Source organism: Actinomadura sp. 6N118, assembly GCF_044326415.1.
In the GTDB taxonomy this organism is placed as follows: domain Bacteria; phylum Actinomycetota; class Actinomycetes; order Streptosporangiales; family Streptosporangiaceae; genus Spirillospora.
Genome location: NZ_JBIRAZ010000025.1, coordinates 71,248 through 85,972 on the forward strand (window position 1 = coordinate 71,248; position 14,725 = coordinate 85,972).

Consider the following 14,725-nt stretch of genomic DNA (forward strand, 5'->3'; position numbering starts at 1 on the left):
GCATGCACCATCCGCCGGGGCCCTCGCCCGTCCGGCACCCATCGAAGCGAGAGAGAATCACCTCATGTACTTCACCGATCGGGGGATCGAGGAGCTGGTCGAGCGGCGTGGCCAGGAGGAGGTCAGCCTGGTCTGGCTGGCCGACCGGCTGCGCGAGTTCGTCGACCTCAACCCGGAGTTCGAGACGCCGGTCGAGCGGCTGGCGACCTGGCTGGCGCGGCTGGACGACGAGGACGACGAATAGGTCGGCGGGCAGGGCCCAGACGCGACATGTCTTGACTTTGGGTGGACGCGACATATCGTGTTTACTGGTAGGTGGTCTCCGGTCCATGACCTGAGGGCTCGAACGAAAGGCAAGACGCGATGTCGCGTTGGACGATCGAAGAACCGACCACCCTCGACTTCGACGGCGTGGTCGCGCTGAAGGCGACACTGATCGCCGGGAGCATCTCGGTGCTGGCCGCGGACGACCGGCCCTCGATCCAGATCGCCGCGATCGACGGGCCGCCGCTGGTGATCACGCACGAGGCCGGCATGCTGAGCGTCACCCACGAGCGCATGTGGGAGGGCATGCTCAGCTGGCTGCAACGGCAGAAGGTGCAGGCCGTCATCACCGTCACGGTCCCGCCCGAGTGTCCCGTCACCATCAACCTCGTGTCCGCGGACGCGGTGATCGCCGGGCTGACCGCCCGTGCCACGATCAAGAGCGGCACCGGCGACGTCACCCTCGACGGGGTCATCGGCGACATCGACGCCAACACCGTGTCGGGCGCGGTCGAGGCACAGGGTCTGGACGGCAAGGTCGCGTTCGCCTCCGTCTCCGGCGACCTCGCCCTCGCCGGCGGCTCGATCGACCGGCTCGCGGCCCGCACGGTCAGCGGCCGGATCGCCGCCGACGTCGATCTGGCCGGGACGAGCCGGGTCGAGGTCAACACCGTCTCCGGCGAGGTCACGCTCCGGGTCCCCGACTCGATCTCGGCCACGGTCAGCCTGAACTCGGCGGCCGGCCAGATCGACACCTCCTTCCCCGGGCTCGACCGGCAGGACCGGCCCGTCGGGCGGAGCCTGGGCGGCACGATCGGGGACGGCTCCGGCAAGCTGTCGGTCACCACGGTCTCGGGCGGCGTCACCCTCCTCAGCAGGCCCGAGGACGACGCCCCGGAGATCGACGCATCCGGAATGGAGAACTGAGTTGAGCCCCGTCTTCGGCCATGGCCGCCTCCGGCTGTACCTGCTCAAGCTGCTGGAGGAGAGCCCGCGGCACGGCTACGAGGTCATCCGGTTGCTCCAGGACCGGTTCCTCGGGGTCTACTCCCCCTCCCCCGGCACCATCTACCCCCGCTTGGCCAGGCTGGAGTCCGAGGGCCTGGTCAGCCATGAGCTCATCAAGGGCAAGAAGGTCTACACGCTGACCGACAAGGGCCGCGCGGAGCTCGAACGCCGGATGGACGAGCTGGCCGAGCTGGAAGAGGAGATCTCCGCCTCCGCCCAGGAGTTCGCCCGCGAGGTCCAGCAGGACGTCCGCCAGACCGTGCGATCACTGCGCGAGGAGCTCACCCAGGCCGCCCGCGAGATGCGCGACCAGTCCCGCGCCACGTCCAAGGACGCCTGGAAGGAGACCACCGAACGCCAACGCGAGGAGTGGCGCCGCCACAAGGAGCACTGGCGCGAGCAAAAGCAGGCCTGGACGGAGGAGTGGCGGCAGAACTGGGACGACGCGTGGAAGACCGCGACCGGTTCGAACGACGACATCGCCCGCCTCAAGCTGGAGCGCCTGCTGCGCAAGTTCGTCGAGGACATCCGCAAGAGCGCCAAGAAGTCGCACCTGGACGACGACGACCTCACCGCCGTCCAGGCCCTCCTGGACGAGACCCGCGAACGTCTCAAGAACGAGATCCTGGACCGCGACCACTGACGGCCGCGTCCCACGCCGCTACGGCGTGAAGACGATCTTGCCGAAGAGCTCGCCCTCCGCCATCGCCGCGAAGCCCTCGTTCGCCCGCGCCAGCGGCAGCACCCGGTCGATCTGCGGCCGGACGCCGCTCTTGACCAGGAAGCGGGCCAGCCGCTCCAGCTGATCGCGGGTGCCCATCGTCGACCCCACGACCGACAACTGCAGGAAGAACACCCGGCTCAGCTCCGCGGGCGGTACCTGGCCGCTGGTCGCGCCGGAGACCACGATGCGCCCGCCCGGCCGGAGCGACTTCAGCGAGTGCGACCAGGTGGCCTCGCCGACCGTCTCCATGACCGCGTCGACCCGTTCGGGCAGCCGCGCACCCGGCTCGAACGCCTCGTCCGCACCCAGCTTCAGTGCCCGCTCACGCTTGCCCTCGCTCCGGCTGGTGGTCCAGACGCGGTAGCCCGCCGCGGCGCCCAGCGCGATCAGTGCGGTCGCGACGCCGCCGCCCGCGCCCTGGACCAGCACGGTCGAGCCGGGCAGCAGGCCCGCCTTGTCGAACAACATGCGGTACGCGGTGAGCCAGGCGGTCGGCAGACAGGAGGCCTCCTCGAAGGACAGCTCCGCCGGCTTGGGCACGAGGTTGCGCCGCGGCACCGCCACCTTCTCGGCGAACGTGCCGTCGTACGACTCCGAGAGCAGCGAACGCTTCGGGTCGAGCGTCTCGTCACCGCCACCGCGGTCCGGGTCGCCGATCACCGCATGCACGATGACCTCGTTCCCGTCCTCGTCCACGCCTGCCGCGTCGCAGCCGAGGACGATCGGGAGCCGTTCCGCGCGGAGCCCCACGCCCTTCAGCGACCACAGGTCGTGGTGGTTGAGCGCGGTCGCCTTCACCGTGACCGTGGTCCAGCCCTCGGGCGCCGCCGGATCGGGCCGCTCTCCCAGGGTCAGGCCCTTCAGCGGATTGTCTGCGTCGAACTGCGAAGCCGTGACAGCGAACATGCTCCGCACATTACACACGCTCTAAATCGCGGCGATGCTCCTGGGTGCGCGTTCGGCTCGGCTCAGGGCACGGATCACGTCCACGTGGCCGTGCCGCCCTACCGCCAGGCGGGCCAGCAGCACGACCACGGTGTCGACGGCTCCGGGTGGCAGCGGAGGCGTCGGCAGCCCGACACTCACGGCCAAGTCGTCGGTGTGGACGACCAGCTCCATCAGGCGGCTGGTCACGAAGTCGTCCAGGCTCAGCGACCAGTCGCCCCACACCGGCAGGTGCACGGCCCGGGGCGGCGCGTCTGGGAGGGTGTCCCGGAGCCCGTCGAGGGCCTTCCTTGTACGCGCGATCAGGGCCTGTGGCCCGTCCGCCGCCGCCTTCTCCTCTCCGCGCTGGACGCGCAGGTTGAACGGCTCGTCCAGGCCGCTGCCGATCCAGCCGACCCGCTGGTAGTAGTCGAGGATCGGGATGGCGGGAAGGTCGGTGGGCGGCTCGGGCAACACCAGCGAGACGAACGAGATCTGCCCGGCGAGATGGTTGGCCAGCGCCCCGACGCTGAGCCGGGGAAGCGCGCTGGGCTCGTCCCACGCACGGGCCACGGCCGCGCTTCCCACCAGCGCGGCCGCAGACTCGGCGACGGCCAGATAGTCGTTCCGGATCTGGGTCAACGCATCTGCTCCCTCATGAGTCCCAGCGGCGCAGTACGGGCAGCGAGACGGCGGCGACCAGCAGTGAGATCACGCCGCCGACGATCCAGGGCGAGACCAGCCCGTACGTGTCGGCGACGAAGCCTCCCGCCAGCGCGCCCAGCGGCGTGGCGCCGTACGCGAGCATCCGCCCGGCGCTGGTCACCCGGCCGAGCAGCTCGTTGGGGATGAGCCGCTGGCGGACCGACACCGACACCACATTCCACATCGCCAGCGCGATGGAGAACACGGTGAACAGCGCGACGACCACCACGACGTTCCGGCCGTAGAACCCGATCGCCAGCCAGGCCGCCGGGCTGATCACCTGCACCGCGATCGCGACCTCCCGGGCCCCGAACCGGGCCACCACCCAGCCGCTGACCAGGCTGCCGAGCACCCCGCCCGCCGCCATCGCGGCCAGCAGCAGCCCGAAGCCGAAGTCACCGAGGCCGAGCACCTCGTGCGCGAACAGCACCAGCAGCGACAGGGCCATCGCCTCGGCGAAGTTTCCCGCGGCGGCTATCAGGGTGAGGGCCCTCGGCAGCCGTGCGCGGCCCAGCCAGCGGAGGCCCTCGGCGATCTCGGCGAACATCCCGCGCCGTGCGGGCACGGCCGCCGGTTCGATCGTGTCGATCGGTTCGGTGGCCGGGGCCGGGGTCCGGATCCGGGCGAGCAACACAATGGAGAGCAGGAACGTCACCGCGTCCACCCAGAACGGGAACGGCGTCGCGAACGCGAACAGGGCGGCGCCGAGCGGCGGGCCGAGGAACTCGCGCGACACCGACTCGGCCCCGATGAGCCGGCCGTTGGCCCTCTCCAGTTCGTCCGGGCGGACGAGGGTGGGGACGATCGCCTGGCTGGCGCCGGTGAACAGGATGTCCCCGCAGCCGATGCCGAACGCGAAGATGTAGATCATCCAGATCTCGGACAGGTCCAGCGTGGCGACCATCGCGATCAGGGTCACCAGCGACAACTGGCCGATCTGCGTCCCGATCATCAGCCGGCGCCGGTCGAACCTGTCCACGATCACGCCGCCGAACAGCGCCAGCACCAGCCAGGGCAGCCGCCCGGCGAAGGCCACCCCGGCGACCAGCCGGGGATCCTTGGTCAGGGCCGCCGCCATCAGGGGCAGCGCCGCGAGCAGCACGCCGTCGCCGAGTGTGGAGATGAAGCTCGCCGACCACAGGTAGCGGAACGTGTTGCGCCTGGTCCTGTCCTCCAAGGCCGGCCGGGACGGTGCCGGCGTCAGCTCACTCGTGCTCACGGGGCCTCGTCCTTCTGATCATGGTGGTAGACGACGGCGGAACGGGTCCGGGCGTTGCCGCTGATACCGATGACGGCGCTCTCCGTCGCCGGCAGCGTGCGCGCCTCGAGGCCCGCGTGGCCCAGCGGCGTGTAGAAGAATCCGTAGACCGCGTGCCAGGGCTCCTCCGCCCCGGTGACGGGATCGATCACGGCTTCGGCACGGGGAACGACGCGTTCCTGGACGACGCATCCGTTCGCGGCCTTGTCCCGCAGCAGCGGCAGCCAGTCGGCCTCGGCGACCTTCCAGCCCGGCACGACCCCGTACCCGCCGTACCGCCCGTTCGGCTTGACGATCAGGTTCGGTCGGCGGTGCCGGCACTCCTCGACCAAGTCTGGATCGCTGCGGAACGCGTCGGCGTCCAGCACCCGTGTCCAGGGCAGCACCCGGTCGACGAGCGCGCGCTCCCGAGCGGTGAACCGGTCCCGGTGGCACGGCTCTGACATCAGCGCCATGCAGGTCTTCTCGCAGAAGATGTTGCTCTCCAGTGGCGTCCACAGGACCGCCGTGCCCGCCTCGTGGGCGCGGAAGATCAGCTCGGCGTGCGCGATCGCGTCGGGATCGCCGACAAGCTGGTCGGCCTCGAAGCCGCGGTAGACGACGTCGATGGGCATGCCGCGCAGGCAGAGCCGCCCCCCGCGTTCGGAGAGCTCATTCACCTCACCGAGGTGGAAGTCGAGCCCGAGCCAGCGCATCTGATCCTGGAGCACGCGCCAGCTGTGACAGCCGGCCAGCGCGCCGGGTCCTTCCAGCAGCGCCACCACCGGGTCCCGGCCGGGGGCGACGGTGGCACCGAGCTGCCGCAGCAGCCCGGCCAGGTAACGGCCATGATGGACGTAGCCGAGCCCGTGCTCGTCGGCGAACGCGGCGAACTCCTCGTCCCCGAGCAGGCACCGGCACATCTCCCCTGCCCGGTCCCAGCCTCCGAGCTCGCTTCCGGTCCCGAACTCCAGGAGCTTCATCGACGTGCCGTCGTGGTAGACGTCCGCGCGCCCGCAGACCGGTGCGGTGGCGGCTCCCAGCCGTCGCATCAACGCGGCTCGTTCCCCCGTGACGTGCACGGCCGCGCAGAACCGGTCCATGTCGCCGTCGAACAGGCGTTCCGGCAAGCTGAAGAGCAATCCGGCCAGCCGCTGGAGGTCGCCCGCGAAGGACCTGACCTCCCGGCGGCCGAGGAACAGCGGCCTGGGCAGGTATTCGCCGGGCCAGCGTTCGAGCGTGGGATGTTTTTCGAGGCGCTCGGTGATGGCGAGCAGACCGCTGCCCCGCGACCTGGCCTGTTCGTTGAACGCCACCGCGACCCGATCAGCCATGGCAGTATCGGCCGTTTCGGTGTCGGCCGTTTCGGTATCGGCCACGTCAGCCTCCCTTCGGCTGGTGCGCGGGCATCCGTCCCCAGGTCGCGCAGCCCGCGCGCCCGATGGGCTCGGCGATCAGCTCGTACCGGGCCATGACCTCCAGAACGGCGCGCCGCACCGCGTCCTGGCCGGAGCCGCGCAGCCGGAACCGCCCGCCGATGTGGTCGTAACCGCCCGTACCGTCGAAGATCGAACCGACGTCCGGCAGCACCTCGGCGTACACCTCGGGCACGACGCCCACCAGCGGGGTGCGCGACAGAACGCGGCTCGGCAGCGGCCTGGGCTCGGGCACGCTGACCCAGCCGCCCGCCCCGGTCGGACGGAACGCCTCGCGCGGGGTGAGCGGCGGGAGGCCGAGCGTCGCCCGGAACGCCTCGCCGAACAGGTCGATCCCGAACAGATCGCGGTGGATGAACGCGACCTCGGCGCCACCGGGCCGCAGGCCGATCTCCAGGAAGACCAGTTCGCCGTCCGGCCGCCCGAAGACCTCAAGGTGGAACGGGCCGTCCCGCAGGCCGAGCGCGTCCAGGCAGCGCGACGCGAAGGCGATCAGCCGGTCTCGCAGGCGCCCCTCGTCCAGCAGCAGGGACCCGAGCGGGACGCCGTCCATGAAGTCCAGGCAGGTGTTGACGTAGACCGACGCGCTCACGAAGTGGAAGAGCCCGCCGCGCCGGATCCCGTCGACATGGAAGATGTCGCCCGCCACGTACTCCTCGCACTCGTGACCGCCCGGGGATGCTTGTGAGGAACGCGTAGATGCCAGCGCCTCCGCCAGCCCGGCCACGGTGTGTGCCAGCACCACGCCCTTGGAACCGGCGCCGTCGCGCGGCTTGAGGATGACCGGCAGGCCGAGGTCAGCGACCACCTGCTCGGCGGTCGTGTCCTCGTCGAGGGTCCGGAACCGCGGCACGGGGAGGCCCGCCGCGCCGATGATCTCCTTCATCCGCGGCTTGTCCCGGAACGCGTTGACGAACTCCGGCGTCCAGCCCGGGAGCCCCAGCTCGGTCCGGAGGCGGGCGGCCGTCAGCACGTCGCGTTCCGACAGGCCGACCACCCCATCGAACGGGCCGAGGGCCGCGCTGAGCCGCCGCGCCACCGGCAGCACGGTCTCGAACCCGAGATCGTCCACCACCACCGTGTCCAGGGCACCCTCGGTGTTGAGGATCGGCAACCCGTGCCGCAGCGTGATGTAGGCGAGCCGGTGGTCCTTCGTCGGAACGAACCGGTGGTACTCCCCGAACTCGTCGTCAAACCGGTTGAGGACGAGATATCTAGGCATCGTCGCCCACCCCCCTGGCCCGGACCGACTCCGTGATGCGGACCGACTCAGTGATCTCGTGAAAGCGCGCGACCGCCTCGGCATGCGAATCGGACGTGTAGATCACATGTCCCAGCCGGGAACGGAAGTCCTCCAGGGGCGGCACCGGATCCCCGGGCGCCACGTACAGCTCCGCCTCCAGGATGTCGCCGCCGACCTGCCACCTGTCCCATCCGGACACCGCGCCGACCGTCTCCACACCGGGTGCGATCAGCAGCGCGATGCCCGCGTACTTGGCGCGCGGCGCCCTCGGCGGTGCGACCGTGCCGAGATCGAGGCCGGTGTAGGCGGCCAGCATGACGGCCGGCAGCGAGATCCCGGTGACGATCTCGACCAGGTCGACGATGTGGCCGCCGGGCAGCCGCGCCCCGATCTCGATGAGGACCGGCTCGCCGTCCACGAGCCGCAGCTCGCAGTGGAACGGGCCGAGCGTCAGGTCGAGAGCCGCGCACAGGTCTCGGACGTACGTCTCGACCGCGTCCCGGGTGCCGCGCGGCAGGTCGGCCTGCGCGATGTGGCCCGTCTCGACGAACGTGGGCTCCGGCCCGAGGAACTTGCCGGTGACCGAAACGATCACGACTGTGCCGTCCGCCACGTACCCCTCGACGGTGAGCTCGGGGCCGTCGAGGTACTCCTCCACGACCGCCCGGCCGTCCATGCCGCGCCCCAGGTCGGTCCGGGGATCGGTGAGCATCCAGTCGTACGCCTGCTGCAGCCCGGCCAGGTCGTCGGCCCGTGAGACGTGCACGCTGCCGGCCGAGTCGCGCGGCTTGAGCACCAGCGGGAAGCCCACTTCCGCGGCGGCGTCCGCGAGCCCGGCCGCAGAAGAAATCGTGGTCAGCCGCGGCACGCGCAGGCCCGCCGCAGCCGCCCTGGCGCGCATCAGTGCTTTGTCGCGCAGCCCGTCGACAGCCGTGATGCGCAGTCCCGGCAGCCCGAGGCGGTCGGCCAGTCGTGCCACGATCTCCACATAGAACTCGAAGCCCGGGATCAGCGCGGTCAGCGGGCGTTCGCCGTGCAGCCGCAGCACCGTCTCGGTCAGCAGTTCCTCGTCGTTGGCATCGAGGACCACCAGCCTGTCGGCGAGCTCGCGCACCCCGTCCGCCAACTTCCGGTCACCGTCGTCATGGGAGACCACGATCGTCTCCAGGCCCAGTTCCCGCGCGCGATGCAGGATGCCGTGGCAGGACGCGGTGGGCTCCACCACCAGGACGCGGCCCTCCCGTTTCCCGGCCGTCATCGGTCGATCACCAGATCCGTCGCGGGCTGCGAGACGCACAGCAAGATCTCCCCGTTCTCGGGCTCCTCCTCCGGAGCCATGTGATAGACGACCGAGCCCTGTTTGAGCCCGGTGGCGCAGGTGCCGCAGACCCCGGCCCAGCACAACGACTCGACCTCGACGTCGTGGTGCTCGGCGAACCGCAGCAGCGAGTCGTGCTCCCAGTCCCACTCGTACTCGTCACCGGACCGGGCGAAGCGCACGCGCGGCGGCGTGAGCGCCTCCAGCACCTCGCCCGAGCCGATCGGCGGAATCGTGCGGCGCAACATCGTCGAGCCGCGGGACGCGTCGAGCAGGGCCACCCGGTCGCTCGGCAGCGTGGCCGGGTCCGCGGGCACGAACCCCTGCCGGGCGAACCACCGCGTCGTCGTGCGCGAGAACAGCACGACCTCGGTGTAGCCCGCCCGGCGTGCGGCACCGATCATGCAGGCCAGCAGGATCCGGCCCATGCCGAGCCCTTGCCACTGCGGCGCGACGGCCACGTTGAAGATCTCGGTGATGTCGCCGACCCGGCTGAGCCCGGCGCAGCCAGCGAGGGTCTCGCCGACCTCCAGGACGAAGAGCTCCTCGACACGCTCGTCGAAGAACTGCCGGTCACGGGTGATGAGCGCGCCCGACGCCATGAACGGCCGGGACAGTTCGTGCACACGATCCACGTCGGCCGCCGTGGCCGGCCGGAACCGCACGTCGACGACGTCCGGCCCGCCACGGCTCAGCACAAGATCGATGTTCCTCTGGCGAATCATGAGCATGGCCCCCTACAGGTACGACTCGAGGGAGCCACGGCGCCGGACATCGAGGCTGCAGCAGTGGAAGCCGCCGCCGAACGTGCGGCCATGGCGGTAGGGCACCGGGACGACGGTGAAGCCTTCCTTCTCCAGCTGCCGGACCAGCCCGTTCTGCGCAGCCGGGACGATCACGGTCTCCCGGTCCACCGACACGATGTTCATCCCGATCCAAGTCGAGGCCCGTGCCCAGTCCAGGCCGTAGCCGTCGTCGGCGGGGTCGTCGAACCAGAGCGTCTTCCACGACCGCAGCGGCGCCGGGATGTCCTCCTGGCGGAGCCGCCCCGCGTTGGCGAGGAGCAGGCCGGGCCGCAGCAGGTGCAGCGTGGTACCGACATGGTCGTCACAGATCGAGATCTCGTGGACCGTGTAGTCGTCGCCGACGGCGCGGGCGAGCCAGCGCGCGCCGAGCCGGTTGCCCGTGTTGCTGACGTTGAAGAACAGGTCCGCGCCGCACCTGATGACGTTGGCGCCGTCGAAGAGCGGCTCGTTCTCGGCGAGGACGGGACCGTCCGGGGTGAAGCGATAGGTGTCCTCGGGCAGCCGCGGCCGCGGCGCGGCGAGCCAGCGCGCGCCGGCGTCGAAGTACTCGGTGAGCAGGCCGCGGTACGGGAAGGTCTCGGCGTAGCGGGCCCGCACCGGCATCGGCGCCTCCACGACCGTGGAGCCGACCACCAGCAGGCAGTCGCGCGGCATGAGCGCGTGGTTGGCCTCGGCCTCCCAGCCGGGCTGCGCCAGGCGTTCGCCCAGCCCGGCGGGTTCGGGCCGCCGGACGCGCACGCCCAGCCCGGTGAGGGCGGCGGTGAACGCCGCCAGGTCCTCCTCGGTCTCCTCGATCACACGGGCGAGACGGGCGGTGTCCACGCGTTCGGCGTCCACGGGCTCAGCGCCGGGGCCGTCGAGCTGGAAGAAGTGCCGGAGGGAGATGTCCACCGGCGGCAGGTGGTAGGCGTTCGCCGTCCCGACGACGATCTCCTCCAGCGGGTCGAAGTCGTTGTAGGAGCTGACGAGGCCGGTCATCTGGCGTCCTTCCGTGAGGTCAGGGCGAGGCCGTACGGCTGGTCGAGCGACATGAGCTCGATGTAGTTGACGTTCACGTTCGCCGGGCAGCGGTGCGCCCAGACGACCGCGTCCGCCACGTCGTCGGCGGTGAGCGGCTCGATGCCCTCGTACAGTGCGTCGGCGCGTTCCCGGTCTCCGCCGAAGCGGACCATCGCGAACTCGCTGCGCACCATGCCGGGTGCCACGCAGGTGACGCGGACACCGCTGCCGTGCAGGTCGACCCGCAGGTTGGCGGTCAGATGGTGGACGAACGCCTTGGTGCCGGCGTAGACGTTGCCGCCCATGAACGGGTACTCGGCGGCCAGCGACCCGATGTTGACGATGTGACCGCGCCCGGCGGCGCGCATGCCCGGGATCACGGCCTGCGTGCAGGCGAGCAGGCCCTCGATGTTGGTCTGCACCATCGTGTGCCAGTCGCCCGCGTCTCCGTCGTCCAGCGGGCCGAGACCCAGGGACAACCCGGCGTTGTTGACGAGGAGTTCGATCCCCGCACCGTTCGCGGTCAGGTCGGCGACCGCCGCCCGGACCGCGGTCGCGTCCCGCACGTCCACCTGGGACGGCCGGACACGGTCAGCGCCGTAACGTTCCACAAGTTCGGCCAGCCGGTCGCCGCGGCGCGCCCACGCTGCGACGTGGTGACCGTCCTTGAGCAGGTGCTCCACGATGGCCCAGCCGATGCCCGAGGAGGCGCCGGTGACCACCGCCCATGACGCCGTCATCGGATGCTCCCTTCACCGGCCGCCGGCTCGGCGGCGTGCGGCCGAAAGGGGCATTTCCAGGTGGCGTCCACCGCAAGGCCGGAATACTGAACGGCTTCTGACGCCTCTCCGAACTCCGCGAGATTGGGATTCAATGAGCCTTGCAATGTCATCTCCCGTGCACGTGTCTCGCGTTGGAGCCGTGGATAAATACCGCGTTGTTTGAGGCGGTCGAACTGGACATGTGAATTGAATGCCAATGCCGGTCGTTCGAAACGCCGGCTGACGCGCGATGATTGTGGATGGAGTCCGACCACGAAGAACGGATGACCACCCGCACTGAACCCGAAGTTCGGTGAAGACGGATCCGAATCCACCCGTTCAGACCAGCCGAATCGCGCCGAATCGAGATCATGAAGGCGCTGCAACTGGTGCCAGAGAACCTCGTCGAACTCTTCCTCGGTCAGCCCTCCCGGGCCGTAGAAGGTCGCCACGAAGGACGCCAGCAGAAGATCGATCTCGTCCTTGGCGGCGGCGAACCCGGCCAGATCCGCGTGCAGGGCCTCGGTGGTGCCCTCGTCCCCCATCACGCCGTAGTGCCGATGCACGATGGTTCCGCGCCGCGCGGCGGTCTTGCCCGCGACGCAGGGGAACGAGTCCCCGGTCACCTTGTCGATGAGTGCTTGCCGCACGTCGTTTTGCCGGATGCTGTCAGGCACGGACGACGCCCCCGTCGTTGGTGCTGTGCTCACACTGAGTCCTGTCTGGTAACGCTGTGTCCTGTCGGTGTCTGGTCTTCAGTCAGCAAAGAGATCGGCCGTGGCCCCCCGCTGCGGCCACGGCCGATCGACCAGTGTCAGACCTCGGCCAGTTCGGGCGTGGCCTCCGCCCGCCGGCCGACGGTCGCCTCGTACAGCTCCGCGAAGTAGTCGCCGATCAGGTCGATGTAGGTCACCAGGTCCTGGTAGGCCTCCTCGGCGCTGCCGAAGCCCTCGACGGCGAGCGAGACGGTCTTGAACATCAGCTCGTCGTGGTCGTGGTCCTCGTCGAAGTCCAGGTGGGTCTGGGAACCCCGGGTGTACTCCTTGCCGAACTCCTCGGTGGCCTTGTTGAGGATGATCTGGTTGTAGCGGTCGGAGTACCACTCGACGAACCAGTCCCAGACCGTGGTCGGCGCCGGGCCGCGGGAGTCGGCGGCGAGCCGCAGGTACCCCATCAGCTTGGCGGTCGACGGGAACACCGGGGTGGCGTTGAGCTCGTCCAGCGTCAGCCCGAACTTGACCAGGTCGCGGGTGAACATGTTCTCGTGGCCGTACTCCTCGGCCAGGTACTGCGCCAGCTTGGCGGCGAGGGCGTCGTCCTTGGAGCCCACCTTGAACAGCGCGTACGAGTCGACCTCGTTGTTGAGGCGGATCCGGAGCACGGTCTCGGTCTTGTGCCGGACGAAATACTCCCGGTCCGTCCATTCCCCCGTGTGGAACTCCCGCATCTTGGGTACGCGGTCGAACTGCCGCTCGACGCTTTCCTGAGCGAGTTTCTGCAGGCGTTCCCGATCCAGCTTTGCCACGTTGTGCTCCCCTTGCGTTCTACCTATGTCAGGTCGTGATACGCATCCTTGGGGAGCCCACGCGGCTGGGCAAAGAGCCAATCCGAAACGCTTGGCACCCTCGGGCCGAACGGGATATGGCCGCTTCTGGCCGCAGGGCGCCTGACCTGATACGTCGAGGCGAGTGAGCGGCCGGGTGGCTTGTTTGTTGCGAACCTGACTGCCACCATGACCATCTCAGGAGCATGACCGTGCTTCGGATGAAAAACCCTCGACCCCCACAAGGGGCGGAGAGATGACCGAAGCTCCCAGGAACGGGAAACGTGAATCCATGACCTATTCTAGAGTTAACCGATCGTTTAACTCTGTGAACGCCGAACAACTCGCCAGGATCCTTGGCCCCTGGTCCCGCGAAGGTGTCATCTACGAGGAACTGGCCGCGGCGATCCGCTACGTCATCACCGATGGACGCCTACAGCCCGACACCCGCATCCCGGCCGAACGCGCCCTCGCCAAATACCTGGGCGTGAGCCGCAACTCGGTGGCGGCGGCGTACGGCATGCTGCGCACCGAGGGCTACCTGCACAGCCGCCGCGGCGCCGGCAGCTACGTCTCGCTGCCACCCCGGGCTGACACGCCCCGCGGCATCACCTGGGCACCGGACGCCGCGCCCGCGGAGATCGACTTCGCCATGGCCTGCCTGCCCGCGCCGGAGCCGCTGCTGACCCAGACCATGGTCGAGACGGCACCGGAGCTGGCCCGCCACACCGACCAGCCCGGCTACGACCTCACCGGCATCCCCTCCCTCCGGAAGGCCATCGCCGACCGGTACACGCGCGGGGGCCTGCCCACCCTGCCCGAAGAGATCATGGTGACCGGCGGCGCCCAGCAGGCGTGGACCCTGCTGCTCCGGCTCCTGGTGAGCAAGGGCGACCGCGTTCTCATGGAGTCCCCCGTGCATCCCACGGTCCACAACGCGATCCGCCACGCCGGCGGGCGCCCTGTCGCAGTCTCCGTCGGCGTGGACGGCTGGGACGTCGACATGATCAGGACGACCCTGCACCGCGCCCGCCCCGTCCTCGGCTACCTGATGCCGGACTTCCACAACCCGACCGGGCAGGTGATGCCCGCCCAGGCCCGCCGTGCGATCGCGGTGGCCGCACGCGAGGCGGGCACCCGTCTCGTCGTGGAGGACACCGTCTCCGAACTGAGCGCCGAACCGGGCCGCCTGCCCCTCCCCCTCACCGCGCACGGCAACCCGTCCCGCATCATCACCGTCGGCTCCATGAGCAAGGTCTGCTGGGGCGGCCTGCGCGTCGGCTGGATCCGCACCACCGCCGCGCTGATCGACCGGCTCGCCCGGGTACGGGAGTCGCTGGACGCAGGCAACGCCATCGTCCAGCAGTACATCGCCGCGCGGGTCTTCGAGTCCTACGACGACCTCGTCGTCACCCGCCGCCGAGTCCTGACCGAGCAGCGCCGAACACTGATCAACGCCCTGCGCGACCGCCTCCCCGGCTGGTCCTTCGCCGAGCCCACCGGCGGGCTCGTCCTATGGGCGGACATCGGCCGCCCGGAGAGCACCCGCCTCTCCCGCGCCGCCGCCGCCCACGGCGTGCGGATCCCCGCGGGCCCCCGCTTCGGCATAGGCGGAACGCTGGAGAACTACCTGCGCATCCCCTACGTCCACCCGCCCGAGACCCTGATCGAAGGGGTGAGACGCCTGGCCCTGGCCGACAACGACCGGTCCAAGCCCTCCCGATTGGACCTACACACCGTCTGACCCCCGTTGGCAC

15 protein-coding genes are annotated in these 14,725 nt (G+C 70.0%); 4 read left to right on the forward strand and 11 right to left on the reverse strand.

Going from position 1 to position 14,725, the window contains the following annotated elements:
* The first annotated feature begins 64 nt into the window (after window positions 1–64).
* The 3 genes from ACH34W_RS44770 (at window position 65) to ACH34W_RS44780 (ending at window position 1,915) form a co-directional block, all read left to right on the forward strand.
* A complete protein-coding gene (locus tag ACH34W_RS44770) occupies window positions 65–244 on the forward strand; it encodes a DUF6104 family protein (RefSeq protein WP_151566124.1) in 180 nt (59 codons plus the stop codon).
* 119 nt (window positions 245–363) lie between these two features.
* Window positions 364–1,191 (forward strand): DUF4097 family beta strand repeat-containing protein, encoded by an 828-nt coding sequence (locus ACH34W_RS44775; protein ID WP_395967326.1) that lies wholly within the window; start codon window positions 364–366, stop codon window positions 1,189–1,191.
* Window position 1,192: 1 nt separating this feature from the next.
* On the forward strand, window positions 1,193–1,915 hold the full coding sequence (locus ACH34W_RS44780; RefSeq protein ID WP_395967327.1) for a helix-turn-helix transcriptional regulator: 723 nt from the start codon (window positions 1,193–1,195) through the stop codon (window positions 1,913–1,915).
* Between the two features lie 18 nt (window positions 1,916–1,933).
* On the opposite strand, the gene ACH34W_RS44785 is transcribed toward ACH34W_RS44780, so the two are convergent.
* From ACH34W_RS44785 to ACH34W_RS44835, 11 genes are all read right to left on the reverse strand, one after another.
* Entirely contained in the window at window positions 1,934–2,902 is a 969-nt protein-coding gene (locus ACH34W_RS44785; RefSeq protein ID WP_395967328.1) for a zinc-binding dehydrogenase, read from the reverse strand.
* Between the two features lie 21 nt (window positions 2,903–2,923).
* A complete protein-coding gene (locus ACH34W_RS44790; protein ID WP_395967329.1) occupies window positions 2,924–3,562 on the reverse strand; it encodes a maleylpyruvate isomerase N-terminal domain-containing protein in 639 nt (212 codons plus the stop codon).
* 13 nt (window positions 3,563–3,575) lie between these two features.
* Window positions 3,576–4,844, reverse strand: a complete 1,269-nt coding sequence (locus ACH34W_RS44795; RefSeq protein ID WP_395967330.1) for an MFS transporter — start codon at window positions 4,842–4,844, stop codon at window positions 3,576–3,578.
* A complete protein-coding gene (locus ACH34W_RS44800; protein WP_395967331.1) occupies window positions 4,841–6,241 on the reverse strand; it encodes a hypothetical protein in 1,401 nt (466 codons plus the stop codon). Before ACH34W_RS44800 ends, ACH34W_RS44795 begins: the two co-directional genes overlap by 4 nt.
* 1 nt (window position 6,242) lies before the next feature.
* Window positions 6,243–7,520, reverse strand: coding sequence for an acetyl-CoA carboxylase biotin carboxylase subunit family protein (locus ACH34W_RS44805; protein ID WP_395967332.1), 1,278 nt, complete (start codon window positions 7,518–7,520; stop codon window positions 6,243–6,245).
* Window positions 7,513–8,799, reverse strand: a complete 1,287-nt coding sequence (locus ACH34W_RS44810; protein ID WP_395967333.1) for an ATP-grasp domain-containing protein — start codon at window positions 8,797–8,799, stop codon at window positions 7,513–7,515. The genes ACH34W_RS44805 and ACH34W_RS44810 overlap by 8 nt, the downstream gene beginning before the upstream one ends.
* Window positions 8,796–9,584: a GNAT family N-acetyltransferase gene (locus ACH34W_RS44815; RefSeq protein WP_395967334.1), complete on the reverse strand. Its 789-nt coding sequence runs from the start codon at window positions 9,582–9,584 to the stop codon at window positions 8,796–8,798. Before ACH34W_RS44815 ends, ACH34W_RS44810 begins: the two co-directional genes overlap by 4 nt.
* A gap of 12 nt (window positions 9,585–9,596) precedes the next feature.
* Window positions 9,597–10,643, reverse strand: a complete 1,047-nt coding sequence (locus ACH34W_RS44820) for a hypothetical protein (protein ID WP_395967335.1) — start codon at window positions 10,641–10,643, stop codon at window positions 9,597–9,599.
* On the reverse strand, window positions 10,640–11,404 hold the full coding sequence (locus tag ACH34W_RS44825) for an SDR family NAD(P)-dependent oxidoreductase (RefSeq protein ID WP_395967336.1): 765 nt from the start codon (window positions 11,402–11,404) through the stop codon (window positions 10,640–10,642). Before ACH34W_RS44825 ends, ACH34W_RS44820 begins: the two co-directional genes overlap by 4 nt.
* Complete coding sequence (gene gntA, locus ACH34W_RS44830) at window positions 11,401–12,102, reverse strand: guanitoxin biosynthesis heme-dependent pre-guanitoxin N-hydroxylase GntA (RefSeq protein WP_395967337.1); 702 nt, start codon at window positions 12,100–12,102, stop codon at window positions 11,401–11,403. The genes ACH34W_RS44825 and gntA overlap by 4 nt, the downstream gene beginning before the upstream one ends.
* 137 nt (window positions 12,103–12,239) lie before the next feature.
* The gene (locus ACH34W_RS44835) at window positions 12,240–12,950 is read right to left on the reverse strand and encodes an iron-containing redox enzyme family protein (RefSeq protein WP_395967338.1); all 711 of its coding nucleotides are present in this window, start codon (window positions 12,948–12,950) and stop codon (window positions 12,240–12,242) included.
* A 346-nt stretch (window positions 12,951–13,296) separates the two neighbouring features.
* Here ACH34W_RS44835 and ACH34W_RS44840 point away from each other — a divergent pair, with 346 nt between their 5' ends.
* Entirely contained in the window at window positions 13,297–14,712 is a 1,416-nt protein-coding gene (locus tag ACH34W_RS44840) for a PLP-dependent aminotransferase family protein (protein ID WP_395967339.1), read from the forward strand.
* Window positions 14,713–14,725: the final 13 nt, after the last annotated feature.